Origin of the sequence: Streptomyces sp. NPDC060002 (assembly GCF_042737245.1) — a bacterium.
Classification (GTDB): Bacteria; Actinomycetota; Actinomycetes; order Streptomycetales; family Streptomycetaceae; genus Streptomyces.
The window spans coordinates 142,667-160,205 of sequence record NZ_JBHWUW010000012.1; the positions used below are offsets into that span (position 1 = coordinate 142,667).

Consider the following 17,539-nt stretch of genomic DNA (forward strand, 5'->3'; position numbering starts at 1 on the left):
GCAGCGTCGGCACGCAAGGCAGCCAAGGCAACGTCGGCCCGCAGGGCACGCAGGGGTTCCAGGGCGGTGCCGGTGCCCAGGGAAGTCAGGGAGGCCCCGGTGCGCAGGGCACTCAAGGCAACCAGGGCTTCCAAGGGTTCCAGGGCACGAGCTCCGGGGCGCAGAGCTCGGTCGTCACGGCTACCAGCTCCACAGGCAACGCCGTTGTCCTGTGCCCCGCCGGTAAATTCGCCGTCGGCGGCGGCTACCTGACCAACGGGGCAAGCAACCTCGAGATGATCATCAGCCGTCCTACCGGGGGTTCTCCGGCTACCGGCTGGCAGGCCACCGCGGCCGACGCACGCACCATCACCGTCTACGCGGTATGCGCGCCGTGAACCCCCGAGCCGTGAAGTCTCTTGCCCAGCCGGCCGGCGCGCACGGCCGCACTGGGCGACGGCCCCCGGGAGCATCGTCCGCGCAGCCAACGGTGCTTGCTCATGCCGCCCGACTCAGTCGCGTTACCGGATCGGTGAGGTAGATGTGAAAAAGCGGATCGTACTGTGGACCGGACTCGCCGCGGCAGTCGTGGTCTCCAATGCGGCGACCGGTTGGGTCCAGCTGCTCGCAGGAGACCCCAAGACCATTCCTTCGACTGCGTCCGGGCCCGAATCACCTGCGGCCAAGCGGGCCGCGCGGGCGGAGGCACTGCTCCAAGCGGGCATCAAGCAGGGCGAGAACAAGGATTTCTCCGGGGCGGCGCACAGCTTCCGACAGGTCCTGGACCTGAACGTGAACCCCGCCAACAAACTCGCCTGGTACAACCTCGGCGTCATCGCCCAGCACGGCAACAGGACAGCCGACGCACGCGCGGCTTACGACCACGCCCTCAAGATCGACCCGAATTTCGAATCGGCCCTCTACAACAAGGCGCTCCTGATCGAGTCGAGCCACACCGATCAGGCGATCGCGATCCTGCGGCACATCGTGGGCGCCGACCCGAAGGCCGCCACGGCCCATCTGCACCTGGGACAGGCCCTGGCGAAGAAGGGCCGGGACGAAGAGGCCGAGGACGCCTTCGGCCTCGCCGTCCGCGCCGACCCATCGCTTCTACAGCACGTCCCGGAGGAGTTCCGGGATTCCGCGAGCGCAGCACTGACAGCCACTCAGGTAGGTACCACGGAATGACTTCTTCTTCGACCCCGAGGTTCTCCGTCTTCACCCCCAGCCACCGGCCGCGTTTCCTGGACGAATGCCTCGCGACCCTGCAGGCGCAGACCTGCTCCGACTGGGAGTGGATCGTCCTCCTCAACAACGGCGCGCGATGGCGGCCGGAACGTCCTGACGACCGTGTCCGGCTGGAGGTCGCGGATGATATCCGGGGGGTCGGAGCCGCCAAACGCCGTGCCTGTGAAGTGGCACGCGGCGAGGTCCTCGTGGAGCTCGACCACGACGATCTGCTGGCGAAGGACTGTCTGGCGGAACTGGCGAAGGCCTTCGACGAGCATCCCGACGTCGTCTTCGTCTACAGCCACACCGCTCAGATCGCCGAGGACGGAAGCCGGGACGACACACGGTTCAACGAGGCCCACGGCTGGCAGTACGAGGAGGCGGACGTCGACGGCCGCCGCCTCCTGCAAGCCATCTCCATGGCACCGACGCCGCACAACGTCTCGTACATCTGGTACGCCCCCAACCATGTGCGGGCGTTCCGCAGGGACACGTACGAACAGGTCGGTGGGTACGACGCCACGCGCACGGTGCTGGACGACCAGGACTTGATGTGCCGTCTCTTCCAGGCCGGTGACTTCCACCGCATCCCCCGATGCCTGTACATGCAACGAATGCACCCTGACAACACCCAGCGCGACACCGAGATCAACGCGCACATCCAGCGCGAGACCGTCGCCCTGTACGACAAATACATCGAGTGCAACGCGCTCGCCTGGACCAAGCGGCGCGGGCTGCTCGCGCTGGACCTCGGCGCCGCGCACCGCAAGCCGTCCGGCTACCTGGGAGTGGACCAGTACGCCAGGGACGGCGTCGACATCATTGCGACGCTGCCCGCACCCCTGGACCTCCCCGACGACTCGGTCGGTCTTCTCAGGGCGGTGGACTTCCTGGAACACGTGCCCGCGAAGGTTCCACTGATCAATGAGCTGTACCGCCTGCTGGCACCGGGCGGCATGCTCCTCACCCTCACTCCCAGTTCCGACGGCCGGGGCGCCTACCAGGACCCGACACATGTCGCCTACTACAACGAGAACTCGTTCTGGTACTACACCGACAACCAGTACCGCGCCTTCGTACCGGAGATCCAGGCCCGATTCCAGAACTCACGGCTGGTCACCTACTTCCCGACCGACTGGAACTCCAGGAACCAGATCTCCTATGTGCAGGCCAATCTGATCGCGGTGAAGGACGGCGCCGAACGCTGCGGCGGTCCCTTGCTGGTGTGACGCCCTGGGCGACGAGGTGCGTGCAGGGATCTCGGTCACCCTTCGGTTCGTCCGCGTGACCGCTGACGAACCGAAGGGTGACCGCTGGCTCGATTCGGGCATCTCCGCGACGCGCAAAGCTCTCTGGATGTGGGCGCTACGTCTCCTGGAGAGGAGCGGTACGCGGACAAGACCGGCGGCCGATCTCGTCAGCCCGGTCACACCGTCCGGACGGTGGTGATATGGCCCCAGCCCAGTTGGGCACCTCAGTCGCACTCGCGCTGTTGACGCCACTTCGCTGCAGTTTCGGAGGTCTTGCAGATGTCTGTGACACCTTGGCCGTTACCTCACCGACGGCTCGTTGAGTCTCGGCCGGTTCCCTCCACGTCTTCCAGCAGCGGTAACGATTCCCTTGAAGCGCTGCTGACGCGGGAGTTCGATTGTCGCTGGCCGGAGCACAAAGCCGGACTGGATGCCGTCCACCGCTATGCGCTGCTGCCGTCCGGGAAGCTGCTACGGCCCCATCTGTTGGCGCGGTCGGCGCTGGCTGTGGGAGGGAGTCTGACGGCGGTGCTGCCGGCGGCCGTTGGTTTTGAGGCCACGCACACAGGGAGCCTGCTGCACGACGACATCATCGACCGCGATGCGCTCCGTCGCGGACGCCCTTCCGTGCACGCGGTGTTCGGCCAGGAGATGGCCATCGTCGCGGGAAACGCTCTCTTCTTCACCTGGTTCGCGACTCTGGCCGAGTGCGCCGGGTACGGCATACCCCCCGGGCGGATCGTGCGGGCGTTGGAGATTCAGGCGGCGGCAGGTCAGCAGATCTGCCGTGGTGCCGCCCTCGAACTGTTTCTCGTCGGCGACTTGGGGGCCTCGCTGGAGACGTATCTCCCACCGACCATGCCGCACGCCGCGCGTACATCCCCTTCGGCGCCGGCAAGAGGAAATGCATCGGAGACACCCTCGGGCTCGCCGAAGCCACCATCATCCTCAGCGCCATCGCCTCCCGATGGCACCTGACCCCGGCACCCAGCAGCCGAGTCCGCCCCCAACTCCACTGCACCCTCAGCCCCGCAGGACTGCGCCTGATCACCCAAGCCCGCCACTCGCCCCATCCCAGCCACGGCACTCCATCACATGACGGGCCACGGCAATGATCGCGGCCGGTTCCACCGGGACGGGCGGCTCCGGCCCGGGGCGCACGAGCGGGCGAGTCCGGTATCGGGGATCAGTGAGGCAGCGGTTGGCGTCGAGAAGGGGGGCGAGCGCACCCTCGCACAGACAGGGCAGGCCAGTCTCACGCAGATCCGCGACGCGACGCCCGTTGGCGTTGTGGAAAAACGCGTAACGGACGCCAAGCAAGATCGTTGATCAAGGTATGAACACAACGAAGCGTGTACTCGCAACCTTGATCGTCACCAGTGCGCTCCTGATGACGGGCGCAACCGCTCATGCCGATGGCCTCACGCCCCTGCTGAAGAGCGGCGGCCCGGACCTGTTCAGTCTCGTGGGGCACTTGCTCTCCAAGCTCTCGAACACCCTGTAGTCCGTCAGGGCATGCCGACAGACGCTCTCTCCGTCGGCGGGGCGGCTCCTGCGTATCGAACCAAGCGGTCCGCAGGCGGGCCCGCGCTGTCGATGTGCGGCGGACGGAAGACCCCAGCGAAGCACCCTGCGTACTTTCCGGCCAGACCGAGATCAGGCTTCCTTCCCGAATAGCGAGACTTCGTCAGGAGCCAGATCTCTCCTGACTCGCACCAGCCGCACGGGGTGCCGCCACCGCCCAGCCGCATCCAGGGACACGTCGACCGCGACCTCGGCGACCACGGCCGGCTTGACCAGCCGTACGGAGAGCTGCTCCGGCGACCCTCACCCGGCGGAAAGTCCAGCCGGTCCATGGGTGCGCGGTCCCGCCCGGTTCGAGTCCGGCGGCCAGGGCCTGGCGGACGGTCAGATTCAGGACGGTGGTGCGGCCGGCGTACTGAATCTGACCGCTGGCGTCGAGGCGGCCGAGCAGGGCCTTGGCGGAGCGGCCGGGGCACCGGTGACCGCGCCGACCAAGGCCTCGGTCATGTGCCGCAAACACTGGCGGATGTCGGTATTTGAAAGTTGCAGTATTCGCGCGCACGGCGAGCAGCCCTGGCCAGTGGCTGTGGGTGCGCCCGGGGCACGCGCAGTGCTGGCATGCGCCCGGCGCCGCCCGCGGCCCGTTCATCCTCTTCGAGCCGGATGTACTACGGCCCGACATCGCCCGCCTGCTGGCCCCGCTCACCGCACACGAGGCTCCAGCCGTGCTGAGCCCACACCCCGACGACACCGCCTGGCTCCAGCAGACGGCACTCCAGCTCCTGGACGAACACCGCGCACTGGGGCGCCGCCCCCACGACATCCACCACGCCCTGCGGCGCAGCCTGCTCGAATTGCTGCTGCTACTGCGCCTCGCCAACGCCCCCGGAATCACCCCCGGGTCCGCTCGTGTGGGGGTCAGACCCAGTTCGGGGCGTGCTCTGCGGAGTAGCGGGCGCCGAATCCGCCGGTCGGGAGGATCTCGTGGATCGCGGCGAGATCGGCCTCGGTGAGGGCGACGTCGGCCGCGCGGGCGTTCTCCTCCATACGGGCCGCGCTCCGGGTGCCCGGGATCGGGACGATGTGGTCGCCCTGGGCGAGCAGCCAGGCCAGGGCCAGCTGGGAGACGGTGATGCCGTTGGCGGTGGCCAGCTTGTCAAGTCGGTCCACGGCTTCGACGTTCTTCTCGAAGTTGCCGGGCTGCCAGCGCGGGTCGGTGTTGCGCATGTCGGTAGCGTCGTACTGGCCCGCGGGCTTCGCGGTACCGGTGATGAAGCCGCGGCCGAGGGGCGAGTAGGGGACGAAGCCGATGCCGAGCTCCTGGAGGAGCGGGAAGAGCTGCTCGACCTCGCGCTCGAACAGCGAGTACTCGGTCTGCAGGACCGAGACCGGCTGGACGGCGTGCGCCTTGCGGATGGTCTCCGGGCCCGCCTCGCTCAGGCCGAAGTACTTCACCTTGCCCCCGTCGATCAGCTCCTTCACCGCCCCCGCGACGTCCTCGATCGGCACGTCCGGGTCGACGCGGTGCTGGTAGAAGACGTCGATCTGGTCGACGCCCAGGTAGCGCAGGCTGTTGTCGGCGACCTTGCGGATGTTGTCGGGGCGGCTGTTGAGGCCGAACCCCTGGGACAGGTCGGACAGGTCGAAGCCGAACTTGGTGGCCAGGACCACCTCGTCGCGGAAGTCCTTGACCGCCTTGCCGACCAGGATCTCGTTGGAGCCGGTGCCCAAGCCGTAGAGCTCTGCGGTGTCGAAGAAGGTGACGCCCAGGTCGTGGGCCCGGCGGATGGCGGCGATACCCGCCTCCTCGTCTCCGGGGCCGTAGGCCATGGTCAGGCCCATCGAGCCGTAGCCGATCGCCGAGACGGTCAGGCCCTGTGTGCCGAGTGTCCTGTGCTGCATGAGGATCTCCTGATGTAAAACCAAACAGTTCGGTTTGAAGCCTACGCAGACAGACTGCCCGGCGTCAAACCAAACGGTTTGGTCGGGTAGCGTGGAAGCCTGAGCCCCTCAACCCGCGCAGACTCCGTCCGTGACCGCATCGTGAGCGCCGCCAAGGCCGAGTTCTCCCTACGCGGGATCGCCAGGGCGCGGATGGACCGCATCGCCAGGGGCGCCGGGACCAGCAAGGAACGCGTCTACGCCTACTTCTCGAGCAAGGTGGCTCTCTACCGGTTGGTCTCCGCGCAGGAGCTGGCGGCCGTGGCCGAAGCGACCGGCACGGACCCCACCGACCTGCCCGGTTACGCCGGCCGCGGCCATGACTACTTCACCGACCACCCCGAACGCTTCCGGCTCATGAGCTGGGGGCAACTGGAACTCGACGCCGGAGGCTCTCCCTGACGACACCTTCCGGGAATAGGTGGCCCGTGAGATCGAGCAACTTCGCGACGCCCAGGAAGCCGGCCGGCTGGACGCGGACTGGGACCCGGTCGACATCCTCGTCCTCATCCACCAGATCGCTACCGCCTGGGCTGCACAGCCTGACCTGCTGCCCCCGCACGGCGAGGGTCGCGCCACGTTCCTGGCGACGCGCCGAGCTGCCATCGTCGCAGCCGTCGAGCGCCTGTTTCCCGCGACGACGAACTGACCGCGCCCCGAGCACTCGAAGTGGCGCCGCACCCTCATTGGCGCCCGGGAGACTCCGGCGAGCGACCGAGCGCTGTCGCATCTCGTCAATATCGAACAGCGGTGACGGTGACGCCCTCCAGATGCAGTGCTGATCTGCATTCCCGTCAACGGATGCTCGGGCCCGCCAGGGGCCGCGCGGCCCCAGCTCGCGTCGGCGCCGCGCGGCGGGTCCGGACGGGTGCGGCGAGGGCGAGCGGCACGGGGAACTCCACCCGCCAAGAGTGACCCGGCACCGTGAATCAACTGGGGAGGCGCCATGCTCAAGCGCGCACGCTGCGCATCGTCGAGGAAGCACGGAAAAGCCGGGGACGGCACGCTGCCGCTGATCGTCTTCATGGGAGCGGCCACCTGCGCCGCACTCGCCCTCGGTGGTGGCGCCTGGCTCGCGGGGCTGCTGTAGTGGCGCCGGGGCACGATCCAGATTTTTCGGAGTTCGGCGGTCTGAGGCTCAGCGTGGGCGGGGGAACAGGCGCTCGACGGCGGTGACGAGGGCCGCGCGGCGTGCGCCGACGGAGGTGTCCGCGGCCAGCTTGGCCGCGGCGGCGCCGATCTCCGGCTGACCTGCCCAGGTGGTGGCGATCTGGTTGATCAGGGCGAGTACGTCGACCGGGTCCCAGGCGGGATCGATCAGGCCGGCGCGCTGCGCGTCGCGGAGCTGTTCGACCTTGCCGGTGATGGTGGTCAGCATGGGGTCAACCGTCTCGCTGTCGGCTTCGCCGTCGGCGAGTTCGAGGCGGCCCCAGGTGATGAGCCGATAGTGGTCCGGGTGGGCTGTGAAGTGATCGAAGAGGATGCCGGCGTAGCCGGGCAGGTCCGCCGGGTCCATGCGGGTGGCCTCGATGAGCGCGGCCGTTTCGTTCTCGGCGATGTGGTGGTAGAGGGCCTCTTTGCTGCTGAAATAAGCGTAGACCCGTTCCTTGCTGGTCCGCGCCTGCTTGGCGAGGCGGTCCACTCGGGCGCCGGCGATGCCGTACCGGGCGAACTCGTCCTTCGCCGCGGCGAGGATCCGCTGCCGGGTATCGGCGCTAGAGGAGTTCGAGGTCTTACGGGAGACGGCGGAGCGAGGCATAGGGACACGATAGGCGACCAAACAGTTCGGTTTGTCGGCCATCCAGTCAGATCTTCTCTCCGAGGGTCGGGCGATCCGGAACGCGGAGCGGCCACGAACCCGGCGCCGACGGCCTGTTCGGACCGGTTCTGCGGCGGGTTCGTGGCGATGGGCGGCGGCCCGGGTATCAGCGGCTGACGCTGCGGAAGGGCTTGAAGTCGGTGCCCTTGCCGCCGAGGAACGTGTCGCGGAACTTCTGGGTGAGGTTGCCGACCATCGTGAGCTGCACCATCTCGGTGGCCTCGGCCCAGTCCTTCTGGCCGTCGGCGGTGAGCTCCATGTGCTTCCAGACGGCCTCCTCGTTCTCGTAGTGCTCGTGCTGGAAGTACGAGCCGTCGGGCGCCTGGAAGATCTCGTAGCCGAGGATGTACGGCTCCTGGGCCTCGGTGACCGGGAGGACCTTGGCCAGGTAGTCCTGGAAGCGGTCTTCCATGCCGGGCTTCACCCGGTAGTGGAACAGGGCGTACACGACGGTGTCGCTCATCGACTTCTCCTTGCTGTGTTCGTCGTTCGGTCGGCGCAGCGACGAACCGCTGCTGCCCGCGGCCCGGGGGGCTCCGCGATCGGCGGTAGGTCAGTGGCGGCGCGGCGACCCTGAAGAGCCTCTGCGGCACTCAGCCCGACCCACACCCAAACCAAACCGATTGGTATTGACCGTACGTGGGGCCGCTCCACTCGTCAAACCGAACCGTTCGGTGTGGAATCTTGCAGGGGATCATCGGGCCCGGCACCTGGCCGAGCTAGGTCACCGCGCTCCGCCATCGCGGAGACCTGGGACTTCGACAGCTGCGTGCCGAGGGACTCGGCGAGTTTCTCGACCCGGCGGGTGGAGACGCCCAGCAAGTAGGCGGTGGCGACCACCGAGATCAGGGCCTGCTCGGCCCGGCGGCGGCGTTCGAGGAGCCAGTGAGGGAAGTACCTGCCCTGCCGCAGCTTGTGCTCCGATGCTCCATCGGCCATTCCAGCAAGGAGCCTGACAGTCCGGAGGAGGCCAGGCGGATCACGGGCGAGACAGCTGAGCTGTGGGTGTTGACCTGTCGCTCGTCGTGGCGGCACTGCAGCGCGTACTGCAGTTCCAGCTTCAGCTGCCGCTCGGCCTCCAGCGGACGGAAGTCGAAGCGGTCGTCTCCGGCGGCCTCGCAGCGGCGTGCGAACTCCTCGATGTCGGGGCTGCCGACCGCATACCAGCGGGACTTGTGGTTGTGGCAGAACGGCGAATTCCCCTGAGCCCACAAGGTGCAGAACGACAAGCGGCAGACCTGGTGTCCGCTGTCGGTAACGGTCAACCCGGCGATCCAGTTCTTCTTCTCTCGCTCACCCGCTCGCTCCCAGAAGCCGTAATGGGCACGCACAGCCCTTGGCGGGCAGCACCGTAGCGGCAGCCCGCGACACCGCAGGCCGTCAGTTCGGTCCTGCCGACCGGGCCGGGGCCGGGATCGGCGATGAACGCCTCCGAACAGCCAGTCCCCTTCCGCCTCGCTGCCTCCGGTGGATCTGCACGTCTAACTGCGGCGCCAGTGGGGCCTCGGCAACGGCCCGGTCACCCTGCTCGACCCGGATGCGTTCTTCCGCCTGCTGACTGCGCTGCCCCACCACGGAGAACCGGTTTTCGGGGGCCTTCATGGACCTGCTGGGCGCCCAGCAGGCCCGAGACCCGGGCCATGGTGCGTCTGACGTGCGAGGGGTACGCGGACCGTGAGATCGCCGACCGACTCAAGTCGAAGCCCGCCGCGGCCACGGGGCCCTCCACGGCAGGCTCAACCAGGGACGGATCGGTGTCGCCCGACTGCGTCGTGCACTGGCCGGAATGACGTTGCCGAAATCGGCGGATGGTGCGGTCAGCCTGGAGCCGAACACGGACGCTGTGGCATCCGCACCGATGTACTGACGTCGGTGGCGGAGGCCCCCGTCAGGGGCCTTTCGAAACGCGATCCGGCCATGCCGTCACAGCAGGGGAGCGCGGGGGCATTGCCTCGCCGACGGTGCTGGAGGCACCCCGGAGAGACGGAATCACGGGGGTGAGCCGATGAGCCACCTGGCACTGCCGCATCCTGCCCACTACACACCGTTCGCGGTGTGAGCATCGGGCGCTGCCGGCGGGAGCTGTTCGGCGAGGATCACGGTACCTTCACGTCGCTTCTCGCCGCTTTCCCCGCCAACCCGGCGCCCCACCGACCGGGGCAACCCGAGTGGCGGCAGCCCCACCAGCGGGACGGGCGGCTATGGCAGCGGATTCAGCTATGGCGGCTTCGGCCGCGGGTACTGACGCAGACACCGGATCACAGCAGCGGCAACCGTTCGCATCCGAGCGGGAGGTCACCACCGCGCACTCTCCCGGACGGCTCCCCAGGCGCGTCACCGCTTCCTGCTCGCACCCTCCGCCAGGCCGGACAGGAAGTGGAGACCCCTGGAGATCGCGCCGCCCCGCCCCACGCGCGAGGTCGGGTAGCCGCACCTCGTTCCCCACCTCGTCGCCGGCGAGGATGTTACGCGAGTTGCCCGCGCCGACCCGCCCGGTCTGGGAGGCGACCAGCGGCCTGGTCGCGGGCAGGCCGGCCTTCGCTGCGACGACGCCCAGCAGTGCGAGCGGCCAGCGCTGCGACGCCTGGTCAGGCAGAGGCGAAAGCCTCCTCGGGGGCGTCGTCGAGGACGAATCCGTTGTCGAGCCGGACGCGGACCGTGACGCGAAGCATCCGTCGCTGGTAGGCGGCCCACTGCTCTTCCAAGGCCCCCACCTGCTCATCCAGTTGCTTTCTGCTCTCCGGCGGCATCTGGTGGCCGAAGTCGTCGAGGAGCGACTTGAGGCGCAGGTACTCACGGACCTCGTGGCTCTGCTGCGGGTGATGCTCGTCCACACGCTCGACAGTGCCCTCGATGCCTGCTGCCAGGGCCACAGAGGCAGCGAAGGCACCCGTCTCCTCCGGGGGCTCCTCGGCTGGGGTCACCGACCCGGCCAACCGGAGGTCCGCCGCCAGCCGCACCCGTTGGCCCACGTTCAGCGTCATCGATCCTTCGTCTTCCTCGTCGGTCACCGGCAATCCGGTAAACGTGGCGATGCCAGGCGTACCGGAGAGGAAAGGATCATCCCACCCTCGCCTCCGGTCCCGACACGCCCTCGCCGGCCATCGCCTGCACACCGCGCGACGGGCAAACAGGAGCCGAGACGGCCTGTCAGACCTGGCGAGAGCGGCTGGGCCTGTTCGTTGACGTGTGCGTAGTCGAGTTCGCATCCGTCGTCATGGCGCCGACGGTAGTTCGCACCCCGGCCACGTGCTCGGGCGCTTCTCCGGGAAGTTCCTGGAGCACATCCCGGAGAGCGCCTTCAAACACGACGGTTCGGTGGAGCGCACCGCCCACACCCTCGCCGACAACGGGTTCCCGGTGGACTGGCCTCTGTGGGCGGCCGACTTCGCAAAGTGCGGGCCGTACCGGCCGGGTGAACACTGCCACTGATCCCGTAGACCACGCACAGCTCGGGCCGTCACACGAGCAGTGCCTCGTTGGCGGTCGGTCCGTTGTGCAGGCCTGCCTCCTCTACGGTGCGGGTGCGGGCTGGGGGAACGGCAAGATGGCGGGCGGAGACGTCGTGGCGTCGAGGCCCCAGGCCTGACGGATCGACCGCAGTAAACGTCGCGCTGTGTGGGGCGAGACGGCGAGTTCCTGGCGGGCCTCGGCGAGGAGTTGAGGTGTCCCTTCCGGCCCCCTGTTCGCGGCCATCTCGCTGCGCCGGGTGAAGCCCTCCGAGCCGAAGACGTCCAGGAGAGTGAGGGAGAAGTAGGCGTATGCGGAGGCCTCGGCAACGAGATGGGCAGTCTCCTCCGGCAGCTGGTTCGCCTGGCCGGCGGCGGGACTGAGGTGCTGCATCCGTGAGAACCCTTCCAGAGCGGCGCAGATCTCCGGGACGGAAACGGGTTCGAATTGCAGGCGGGCCATCAGGTCGCGGAAGGAATCCAGGATCACGCTGGTGTCCTCGTCCCATTGCTGCTTGCTCAGCAGAACTCGGAATCCTGACAGGGTCTCCGACAGCTCCTCCAGGACGAGCCGGCGGGCGATGTCCGTCAGCTCCGCCGAACCGGTTGTCTCCTCAGCCTCCATGATCCTTCGGCCGTAGCGGACAAGGTCGCGCGGTAGCCCGCCCGAGAGGGCGTGTGCCAGCGCGACGTAGGGGGGCGATATGCCCGGAGCCCGCTTCTGAAGGATCTCTTCTGCGAGAGGCATGGTGGCGGCTTGAACGTACACAACGTCATCGAGCGAGCTGTCCGTCACGTCCCGATGCGGCAGGCCTCGGCGCACGAAGGCTGAACCCACGTCCTCGGCAACCGACACGATGTAGTGGACATGCCGGACCCCGAAGATGGCCTTGATCTCCCTTAGGAAGGCGAGAGCCTGCGCGTCGCTGCCGAGCCGGTCCAGCTCGTCGATGCAAATGAACGTGCGGTGGCCTGCCAGATGATTGTCGAGAGCGATGGCTCCGAGGATTTCCCTGAAGTCGTTGACGAGCAGCGGGAAGTTGGGCGTCACTGTGGACAGCGACGCGGTGTGTGAGCTGCCGAGGCTCACCACCTGCGATAGGCCCGATGTGCCGGTGGCGGCGGTGGTCTGCACGGTCTGCAGCCGGTAGAGCTGGGCGCGGCACTCCGCTACGAGCCCGTGCTCCGAAGGCTGCCGCGTCCCGAAACCAATCTTGAGGACGAGGAAGCCGGCCAGGACCGATACAACGCGGACGGAGGTGTCCGGGTCGGAAAGGATCACGCGCAGTTCGCTGCTCCGGTAGGCCAGTGTCAGCATGCCCGCAAGGGCCAGTGTCCTGAGGGTCACGCAGGTGAGCGGCTTCGACACAGAGATCGGGCCCTGGACCCATGACCCGCTCGCGTCCGTAGGTGTCAGCAAGCGGATGAAGCCGAGGGCCGCCATTGCCGATATGAAGTGCCCTTTGTCGAAGAGCTCATACATCTGGTTACTCAACTCGTCGTCGGACCACATTCCCGCCAGGGGGACAAGGCACAGGGTCGAAGACCCCGTCACGATGAGGGCGATGCGGGCGTGGCTGAGCGACGTCTTGAGGGCTGCGGTCTGGCGCGTGCGCCATACGAGAAGGCCACCGACGATGAGCACCAGTCCGGCGGCGAGATTGTCGCCTCTCCAGATGGCGAGCACGAGCGAGCCCAGCTCTTGCAGGAGATCGCGTGTGTCCTCGTAGAGCCCGCTTCCGTAGCGTGAGCCCAGAGTGCGCACGGTCGCGACCGACCCGAAGGCGATCAGCCCGCAGGCCAGTGCCGCGTGCGTGAGCCAGGAGATCCGCTTCCGCAGGTACCGGCCGAGGCTGTCGAAAGTCTTTCGCACGGTGGTCAGGCGCGCCAGGTTGGGGACGTCACCGCCCGCCCGCCAGACGTAGGCCTCGCACAGGTCGACAAACAGCGAGACCAAGAAATCGTGGGGAGTGAAATTCGCGGGAGCTGCTGCGTGGACGATGAAGTCCTCACGCTTGCCGCAGCGGGTCAGCAGTGTGGTCTTGCCTGCGCCCCGAGGCCCGCAGACGGCGATCGTCCCGCCCGTCATCTGCCCGATCTTCCGATCCAGCTTCTGGGCTGTCGCGCTGGCTACCACGTAGCGAGCGCCGGTGGTTTCCCGCAGCCCGTCGTAGCTGTCGGCCATGAGGAGTTCTTCAGGATCGTCGCCCAGCAGGGCCTCGAGTACGAGGGGGACCAGGGGCCGCACTCCGAGTCTCAGCTCGGCTTCCCACTTCTTGCCGCGGATTCGGACTCTGAGCGTCAGGAGCAGTCTCCGCGGCAGTGCCGACGTCATCAGCGCGAAGGTGCTCAGGGTTCGTCTGGACACTGGATGGAGAAGTCCGGCGACAAGCCACGCCGCCGCCAGCAGGACAAGGGCGAGGGTACCCATCGGCGCCGCCCCCGCAAGCGGCCCCAGCACGATGAGTACGGCCAGGACGGGTGGCCCTGCTGACCTCCAGCCCCATCGGAGTGTGCTTCCGCGCGATCGCTGTTGTTCTTGCGCGTTGCGCAACTGCAGAAGAAGCGTCCGGTACTTCGTGAAGGTCTGCCCGGGCGCGTCGATCGCCCGGTTGGCGATCGACGCGCCGAGCATGGCAACACGCAGCGTCTCGGCAGTTGCAGCGGGCCGTTTCCCGAGCCGCCTGGAGATATCAGGCTCTTGCAGAAGGGTGTCGATGGCTCGTTCATATAACGCAGCTGCGGCGTTGTCGGACCAGACTCCGCCGACGAGTCGCTGCGGCCCGGAATTCTGCGATGCCGACATGCGCCCCCCATGGACTCGAGGGCTCGCATGCTAATGCGGTCACCCGCAGCGTGGGCGATTTTCGGAAACGCATGCTCTCAATCTGCGGTACGCGACCGCCGGGCTGACTCCAAAGTGCGTCGTCAGGGGGTGCCTGGCCTGAGGTCTTCACGCCGCACGCTCACACCAGCAGTGGCGTGGGCGTGCGGGTCCCGGTCCGCAATTTCCGGGCCGTCAGCCGGCGACCCTGCCGAACAGGTGGTTGGCAGGAGCGTCCGGGTCGTTGCCGTAGAAGAACTCCGTGACCGCCTGGTGGAATTCGGCGCGGTCCAGCGCACCGGAGCCGTCCCGGTCCAAAGCGGCGAAGACCGCGGCGCAGTCCTCGCCGGGAACGCCGGCGACCGAGTCGAACATCTGCTGGAACTCCGCCTGGTCGATCTTGCCGTCTCCGTTGAGATCGACGAGGTCGAAGAAGCAGTTGGTCACCGGCTCGATCTGTTCCGGGTACCGGGCGGGGTCGGTCAGGACCCGCCTGAACCCTTCGGTCATCTCCCGCAGATCGACCTTCCCGTCACCGTCCTGATCCATCGGGGCGATCACGTTCGTCCAGAACCCGTCCATCCCCTCGTTGAGCAGGCGGGCGGTCGCGGAGTCCGGCGCGGTGCCGCGGGCGGCGATGTAACGCTCGCTCATCATTCGGACGTCCCGCTGGGTGATGAACCCGTCGCCGTCGCCGTCGGCGCCCCTGAACCACTGGCCGTACTTGAGGTCTTGCAGTGCAGTCACGACTGCGCACAGTATTCATGCCATTACGCAAGCGCAAACGGGCAGGTGGAGAGCCTCTCGGCGGCCAGGTTCAGCCTGCTACGCGCTTGATGATGGCGTACACGGAAACCTGCCCGAAGAGGCAGGGAGCTTTCGTGTCAATGTTCGAGGTTTGGTGGTGTAAAGGCGAGCACATCAGGAAGAGGGCCGCCGTAGAGCTCGACGTCGACCAGCGCACTGAGAGCACTCGGTCCTTGGGACAGGCGCGAGCACGGTCGATCCGCCGTGAGAACGTTCGGATTGCCGTGGCGGTCCAATGTTCCGCTCAGGCCCGGCTGGACCGGATCCCACCACGCTCCCGTGGACAGCTGTACGACGCCTGGTATGACGTCGTCCGACAGGACTGCGCCCGCGAGACAGCTACCCCGGTCGTTGTAGACGCGTACGATCATGCCGTTCTCGATGCCGCGCGACGCGGCGTCCAGCGGATTGATCGTCACGGGCTCACGGCCACGGATCTTTGAACTGAGGCTGTGGCCACCGTTGTCGTACTGGCTGTGCAGGCGTGAGGCGGGCTGGTTCGAGATCAAATGCAGCGGGAATCGGTCCGACAGATCGGCACGAAGCCACTCCACTGGTTCAAACCACGTCGGATGCCCGGCGCAGTCGTCGTAGCCGAACGAGTCGATCTCCTCGGAGAAGATCTCGATCCGGCCCGACGGCGTCGGCAGGGGGAAACGCTGCGGATCTGAGCGGAGCGCCTCGAAGCTGCCGGGAAACGGTCCGGTCGACGCCGGCAGCTCAGCGGTGGAGCTTCGCCAGAAGTCGTCGAAGCCCGGCAAGGCTCCATCGTCGCCGAGTTTGGCCCTCGTCTGCTCGTAAAGGTGTCGGACCCATTCGATCTCGGAGCGCGACTCCGTGAACTCCTGCTCGTATCCGAGCCGGGAGGCCAAGGCGGTGAAGATGTGGTGGTCGGTGCGCGACTCGCCCGCCGGCTCGCGGACCTTCGGCATCGCGACGAGGTGGGGGTCCGAGAACCCGGCGGCGAAGTCGTCGCGCTCCAAGCTGGTGGCGACGGGAAGGACGATGTCCGCGAACTTGGCCGTGGTGTTCCACCAGGCTTCGTGAACCACCACCGTGTCAGGGGTCTGCCAGGCTCGGGTCAACCGGTGGAGATCTTGGTGGTGGTGGAACGGGTTCCCTCCGCACCAGTAGATCAGGCGAAGCTCGGGCAACGTGAGGCGCCGGCCGTCGTAGTCGATGGTCTTACCTGGATGCAGCAGGGTGTCGGCGATCCTCGCGACAGGGATGAAATCCGGAACAGGGTTGGACACCTCGGGAATCGTCGCCACGAAGGGGCGGCCTTTGGCAACGCCGGTCGCGTCCATCGTCGCGTAACCTGCGCCCCAGCCGCACCCAGACCGGCCCATCGAGCCCGCCATGGCGGCCAGCACGACAGACATCCAGATCGGTTGTTCGCCGTGGTCTGCCCGTTGCACCGCGTAGTTGACCATGATGAGAGAACGTTGCGTGGTGAGGCGGCGAGCGAGGTCGGTGATCGCGTCGCGACTGATGCCTGTGATCCTCGCTGCCCAGGCAGCGTCCTTCCGGATGCCATCGAGCTCGCCGACCAAGTAGGAGGCGAAGCGGTCGAACCCGACGCAGCACCGGCGAAGGAAGTCCTCGTCGTGCCACCCGTTGACCAGCATCGTGTGTGCGATGCCGAGCATCGCGGCGGTGTCGGTGTTGGGGATGACGGGCAGCCACTCGGCGTCGAGGAAGCCGGCGACGTCGCTGCGGATGGGACTGACGTTCACGAACCGCACCCCGGCCTCACGGCACTGGCGCTGCAGGTTCTGCGTCTGGTGCCTGGCCAGCCCACCAGGGTTGATCTGGCTGTTCTTGAGGGCCAGCCCTCCAAACGCCACCACAAGCTCACAGTTCTCGGCGATCTCGTTCCACATCGGCATCCGGGACTGGTAGCTCCACGGATGCCCGCCGATCACATGAGGGAGGATGACCTCCAAAGCCGCGGTGCTGTACGTGTTGCGAGAGTCGGTGTATCCCCCGCCTAACGCCAGGAACCGGTGGAGTTGACCCTGCGCGTTGTGGAAACCGCCCGCACTCGCCCATCCATAGGATCCGCCGAACACCGCGCTGTCTCCGTGCTGTGAACGCACTCGACGGAGTTCATCGCTCACCAGCGTGATCGCATCGTCCCAGCTCACCTCCACGAAGGCGTCCGCGCCTCTGGCCGTGTCATAGGCGCGCGGCAGGCCGTTCAGCCAGCCCTTGCGCACGGCGGGGCGCAACACGCGGGCGCTATCGTCGGCGGCTGTCACCATTCCGGGGCCGATAGGCGACGGCGCGGGATCATCGCCCCTCGGCTCAATCCGCACCAACCGACCGGAATCGACCACCGCGATAAAACTGCCCCAGTGCGTCGCAACCGACATGCGTCGTTCCACCGTGCATCAACTCCATCCCTGAAGTTTCCCCCGCTCTCGGAGAGCGGGCGTTTACGTCACAGGGGCTCCACTTCGGTCGACGGTCCGCGGGACGGAGACTTCCCCCGTGGCCTGCTGCCCAACCCCGTCGGCGTGCGCGACTGCCAATGGCCGCACAGAAGCCCCGGTTCCATCGGCTCGCATCAAGGAGCACCTGTCAGCAATCGATGGCACCCTCAAGTGATCAAACGCACCACCCACGGATGATCATGTAATCGTGGAGGCGTGGGTGCGTGACTACGGGTTCTCGTCGGTTCAGCAGGACGAGGTTTGGAGACGCTGGCGTGAAG

At 67.3% G+C, this 17,539-nt stretch carries 17 protein-coding genes and 3 pseudogenes; 11 read left to right on the forward strand and 9 right to left on the reverse strand.

Going from position 1 to position 17,539, the window contains the following annotated elements; translation table 11 throughout:
• The 7 genes and pseudogenes from ACFWBD_RS14350 to ACFWBD_RS14380 all read left to right on the forward strand — a co-directional run.
• Positions 1–377, forward strand: a pseudogene (locus ACFWBD_RS14350) (hypothetical protein); the annotation flags it as partial.
• Between the two features lie 145 nt (positions 378–522).
• Positions 523–1,167, forward strand: a complete 645-nt coding sequence (locus ACFWBD_RS14355) for a tetratricopeptide repeat protein (protein WP_385666786.1) — start codon at positions 523–525, stop codon at positions 1,165–1,167.
• Positions 1,164–2,438, forward strand: a complete 1,275-nt coding sequence (locus ACFWBD_RS14360) for a glycosyltransferase (RefSeq protein ID WP_385666788.1) — start codon at positions 1,164–1,166, stop codon at positions 2,436–2,438. The genes ACFWBD_RS14355 and ACFWBD_RS14360 overlap by 4 nt, the downstream gene beginning before the upstream one ends.
• Before the next feature lie 300 nt (positions 2,439–2,738).
• The gene (locus ACFWBD_RS14365) at positions 2,739–3,437 is read left to right on the forward strand and encodes a polyprenyl synthetase family protein (protein ID WP_385666790.1); all 699 of its coding nucleotides are present in this window, start codon (positions 2,739–2,741) and stop codon (positions 3,435–3,437) included.
• On the forward strand, positions 3,368–3,574 hold the full coding sequence (locus tag ACFWBD_RS14370) for a hypothetical protein (protein WP_385666842.1): 207 nt from the start codon (positions 3,368–3,370) through the stop codon (positions 3,572–3,574). Before ACFWBD_RS14365 ends, ACFWBD_RS14370 begins: the two co-directional genes overlap by 70 nt.
• Before the next feature lie 251 nt (positions 3,575–3,825).
• On the forward strand, positions 3,826–3,963 hold the full coding sequence (locus ACFWBD_RS14375; protein WP_385666792.1) for a hypothetical protein: 138 nt from the start codon (positions 3,826–3,828) through the stop codon (positions 3,961–3,963).
• Positions 3,964–4,552: 589 nt separating this feature from the next.
• Positions 4,553–4,900: pseudogene (locus ACFWBD_RS14380) on the forward strand (AraC family transcriptional regulator); the annotation flags it as partial.
• Position 4,901: 1 nt separating this feature from the next.
• On the opposite strand, the gene ACFWBD_RS14385 reads toward ACFWBD_RS14380, so the two are convergent.
• A complete protein-coding gene (locus ACFWBD_RS14385; protein WP_385666794.1) occupies positions 4,902–5,885 on the reverse strand; it encodes an aldo/keto reductase in 984 nt (327 codons plus the stop codon).
• Between the two features lie 141 nt (positions 5,886–6,026).
• Here ACFWBD_RS14385 and ACFWBD_RS14390 point away from each other — a divergent pair, with 141 nt between their 5' ends.
• The 3 genes from ACFWBD_RS14390 (at position 6,027) to ACFWBD_RS14400 (ending at position 7,014) form a co-directional block, all read left to right on the forward strand.
• Entirely contained in the window at positions 6,027–6,326 is a 300-nt protein-coding gene (locus tag ACFWBD_RS14390; RefSeq protein WP_385666796.1) for a TetR family transcriptional regulator, read from the forward strand.
• 19 nt (positions 6,327–6,345) lie between these two features.
• Positions 6,346–6,573, forward strand: a complete 228-nt coding sequence (locus ACFWBD_RS14395; RefSeq protein ID WP_385666798.1) for a hypothetical protein — start codon at positions 6,346–6,348, stop codon at positions 6,571–6,573.
• Positions 6,574–6,870: 297 nt separating this feature from the next.
• On the forward strand, positions 6,871–7,014 hold the full coding sequence (locus tag ACFWBD_RS14400) for a hypothetical protein (protein WP_385666800.1): 144 nt from the start codon (positions 6,871–6,873) through the stop codon (positions 7,012–7,014).
• A 48-nt stretch (positions 7,015–7,062) separates the two neighbouring features.
• Here the strand turns inward: ACFWBD_RS14400 and ACFWBD_RS14405 are convergent, their stop codons facing one another.
• The 5 genes and pseudogenes from ACFWBD_RS14405 to ACFWBD_RS14425 form a co-directional block, all read right to left on the reverse strand.
• Positions 7,063–7,683, reverse strand: a complete 621-nt coding sequence (locus tag ACFWBD_RS14405; protein WP_385666802.1) for a TetR family transcriptional regulator — start codon at positions 7,681–7,683, stop codon at positions 7,063–7,065.
• Between the two features lie 166 nt (positions 7,684–7,849).
• Entirely contained in the window at positions 7,850–8,206 is a 357-nt protein-coding gene (locus ACFWBD_RS14410) for a putative quinol monooxygenase (RefSeq protein WP_385666804.1), read from the reverse strand.
• Positions 8,207–8,466: 260 nt separating this feature from the next.
• Positions 8,467–8,658: pseudogene (locus ACFWBD_RS14415) on the reverse strand (transposase); the annotation flags it as partial.
• Positions 8,589–9,074 carry a hypothetical protein gene (locus ACFWBD_RS14420; protein ID WP_385666844.1) on the reverse strand — a complete coding sequence of 162 codons (486 nt, stop codon included), beginning with the start codon at positions 9,072–9,074 and terminating at the stop codon, positions 8,589–8,591. The gene ACFWBD_RS14420 and the pseudogene ACFWBD_RS14415, both read right to left, overlap by 70 nt.
• A 1,257-nt stretch (positions 9,075–10,331) precedes the next feature.
• Positions 10,332–10,754 carry a hypothetical protein gene (locus ACFWBD_RS14425; protein WP_385666806.1) on the reverse strand — a complete coding sequence of 141 codons (423 nt, stop codon included), beginning with the start codon at positions 10,752–10,754 and terminating at the stop codon, positions 10,332–10,334.
• Between the two features lie 238 nt (positions 10,755–10,992).
• On the opposite strand from ACFWBD_RS14425, the gene ACFWBD_RS14430 reads away from it, so the two are divergent.
• Positions 10,993–11,175 carry a hypothetical protein gene (locus tag ACFWBD_RS14430; RefSeq protein ID WP_385666808.1) on the forward strand — a complete coding sequence of 61 codons (183 nt, stop codon included), beginning with the start codon at positions 10,993–10,995 and terminating at the stop codon, positions 11,173–11,175.
• Between the two features lie 81 nt (positions 11,176–11,256).
• Here ACFWBD_RS14430 and ACFWBD_RS14435 read toward each other — a convergent pair whose 3' ends face one another.
• The 3 genes from ACFWBD_RS14435 to ACFWBD_RS14445 form a co-directional block, all read right to left on the reverse strand.
• On the reverse strand, positions 11,257–13,998 hold the full coding sequence (locus tag ACFWBD_RS14435; protein ID WP_385666810.1) for a hypothetical protein: 2,742 nt from the start codon (positions 13,996–13,998) through the stop codon (positions 11,257–11,259).
• 213 nt (positions 13,999–14,211) lie between these two features.
• The gene (locus ACFWBD_RS14440; protein WP_385666812.1) at positions 14,212–14,763 is read right to left on the reverse strand and encodes an EF-hand domain-containing protein; all 552 of its coding nucleotides are present in this window, start codon (positions 14,761–14,763) and stop codon (positions 14,212–14,214) included.
• 137 nt (positions 14,764–14,900) lie between these two features.
• Positions 14,901–17,210 carry a molybdopterin-dependent oxidoreductase gene (locus tag ACFWBD_RS14445; RefSeq protein WP_385666814.1) on the reverse strand — a complete coding sequence of 770 codons (2,310 nt, stop codon included), beginning with the start codon at positions 17,208–17,210 and terminating at the stop codon, positions 14,901–14,903.
• Positions 17,211–17,539 lie beyond the last annotated feature (329 nt).

Coding starts and splice junctions, on each gene's coding strand:
- ACFWBD_RS14365 (WP_385666790.1), top strand. CDS start 2,739: ATGTCTGTGACACCTTGGCCGTTACCTCACCGACGGCTCGTTGAGTCT.
- ACFWBD_RS14410 (WP_385666804.1), bottom strand. CDS start 8,206: ATGAGCGACACCGTCGTGTACGCCCTGTTCCACTACCGGGTGAAGCCC.
- ACFWBD_RS14400 (WP_385666800.1), top strand. CDS start 6,871: ATGCTCAAGCGCGCACGCTGCGCATCGTCGAGGAAGCACGGAAAAGCC.
- ACFWBD_RS14385 (WP_385666794.1), bottom strand. CDS start 5,885: ATGCAGCACAGGACACTCGGCACACAGGGCCTGACCGTCTCGGCGATC.
- ACFWBD_RS14435 (WP_385666810.1), bottom strand. CDS start 13,998: ATGTCGGCATCGCAGAATTCCGGGCCGCAGCGACTCGTCGGCGGAGTC.
- ACFWBD_RS14360 (WP_385666788.1), top strand. CDS start 1,164: ATGACTTCTTCTTCGACCCCGAGGTTCTCCGTCTTCACCCCCAGCCAC.
- ACFWBD_RS14405 (WP_385666802.1), bottom strand. CDS start 7,683: ATGCCTCGCTCCGCCGTCTCCCGTAAGACCTCGAACTCCTCTAGCGCC.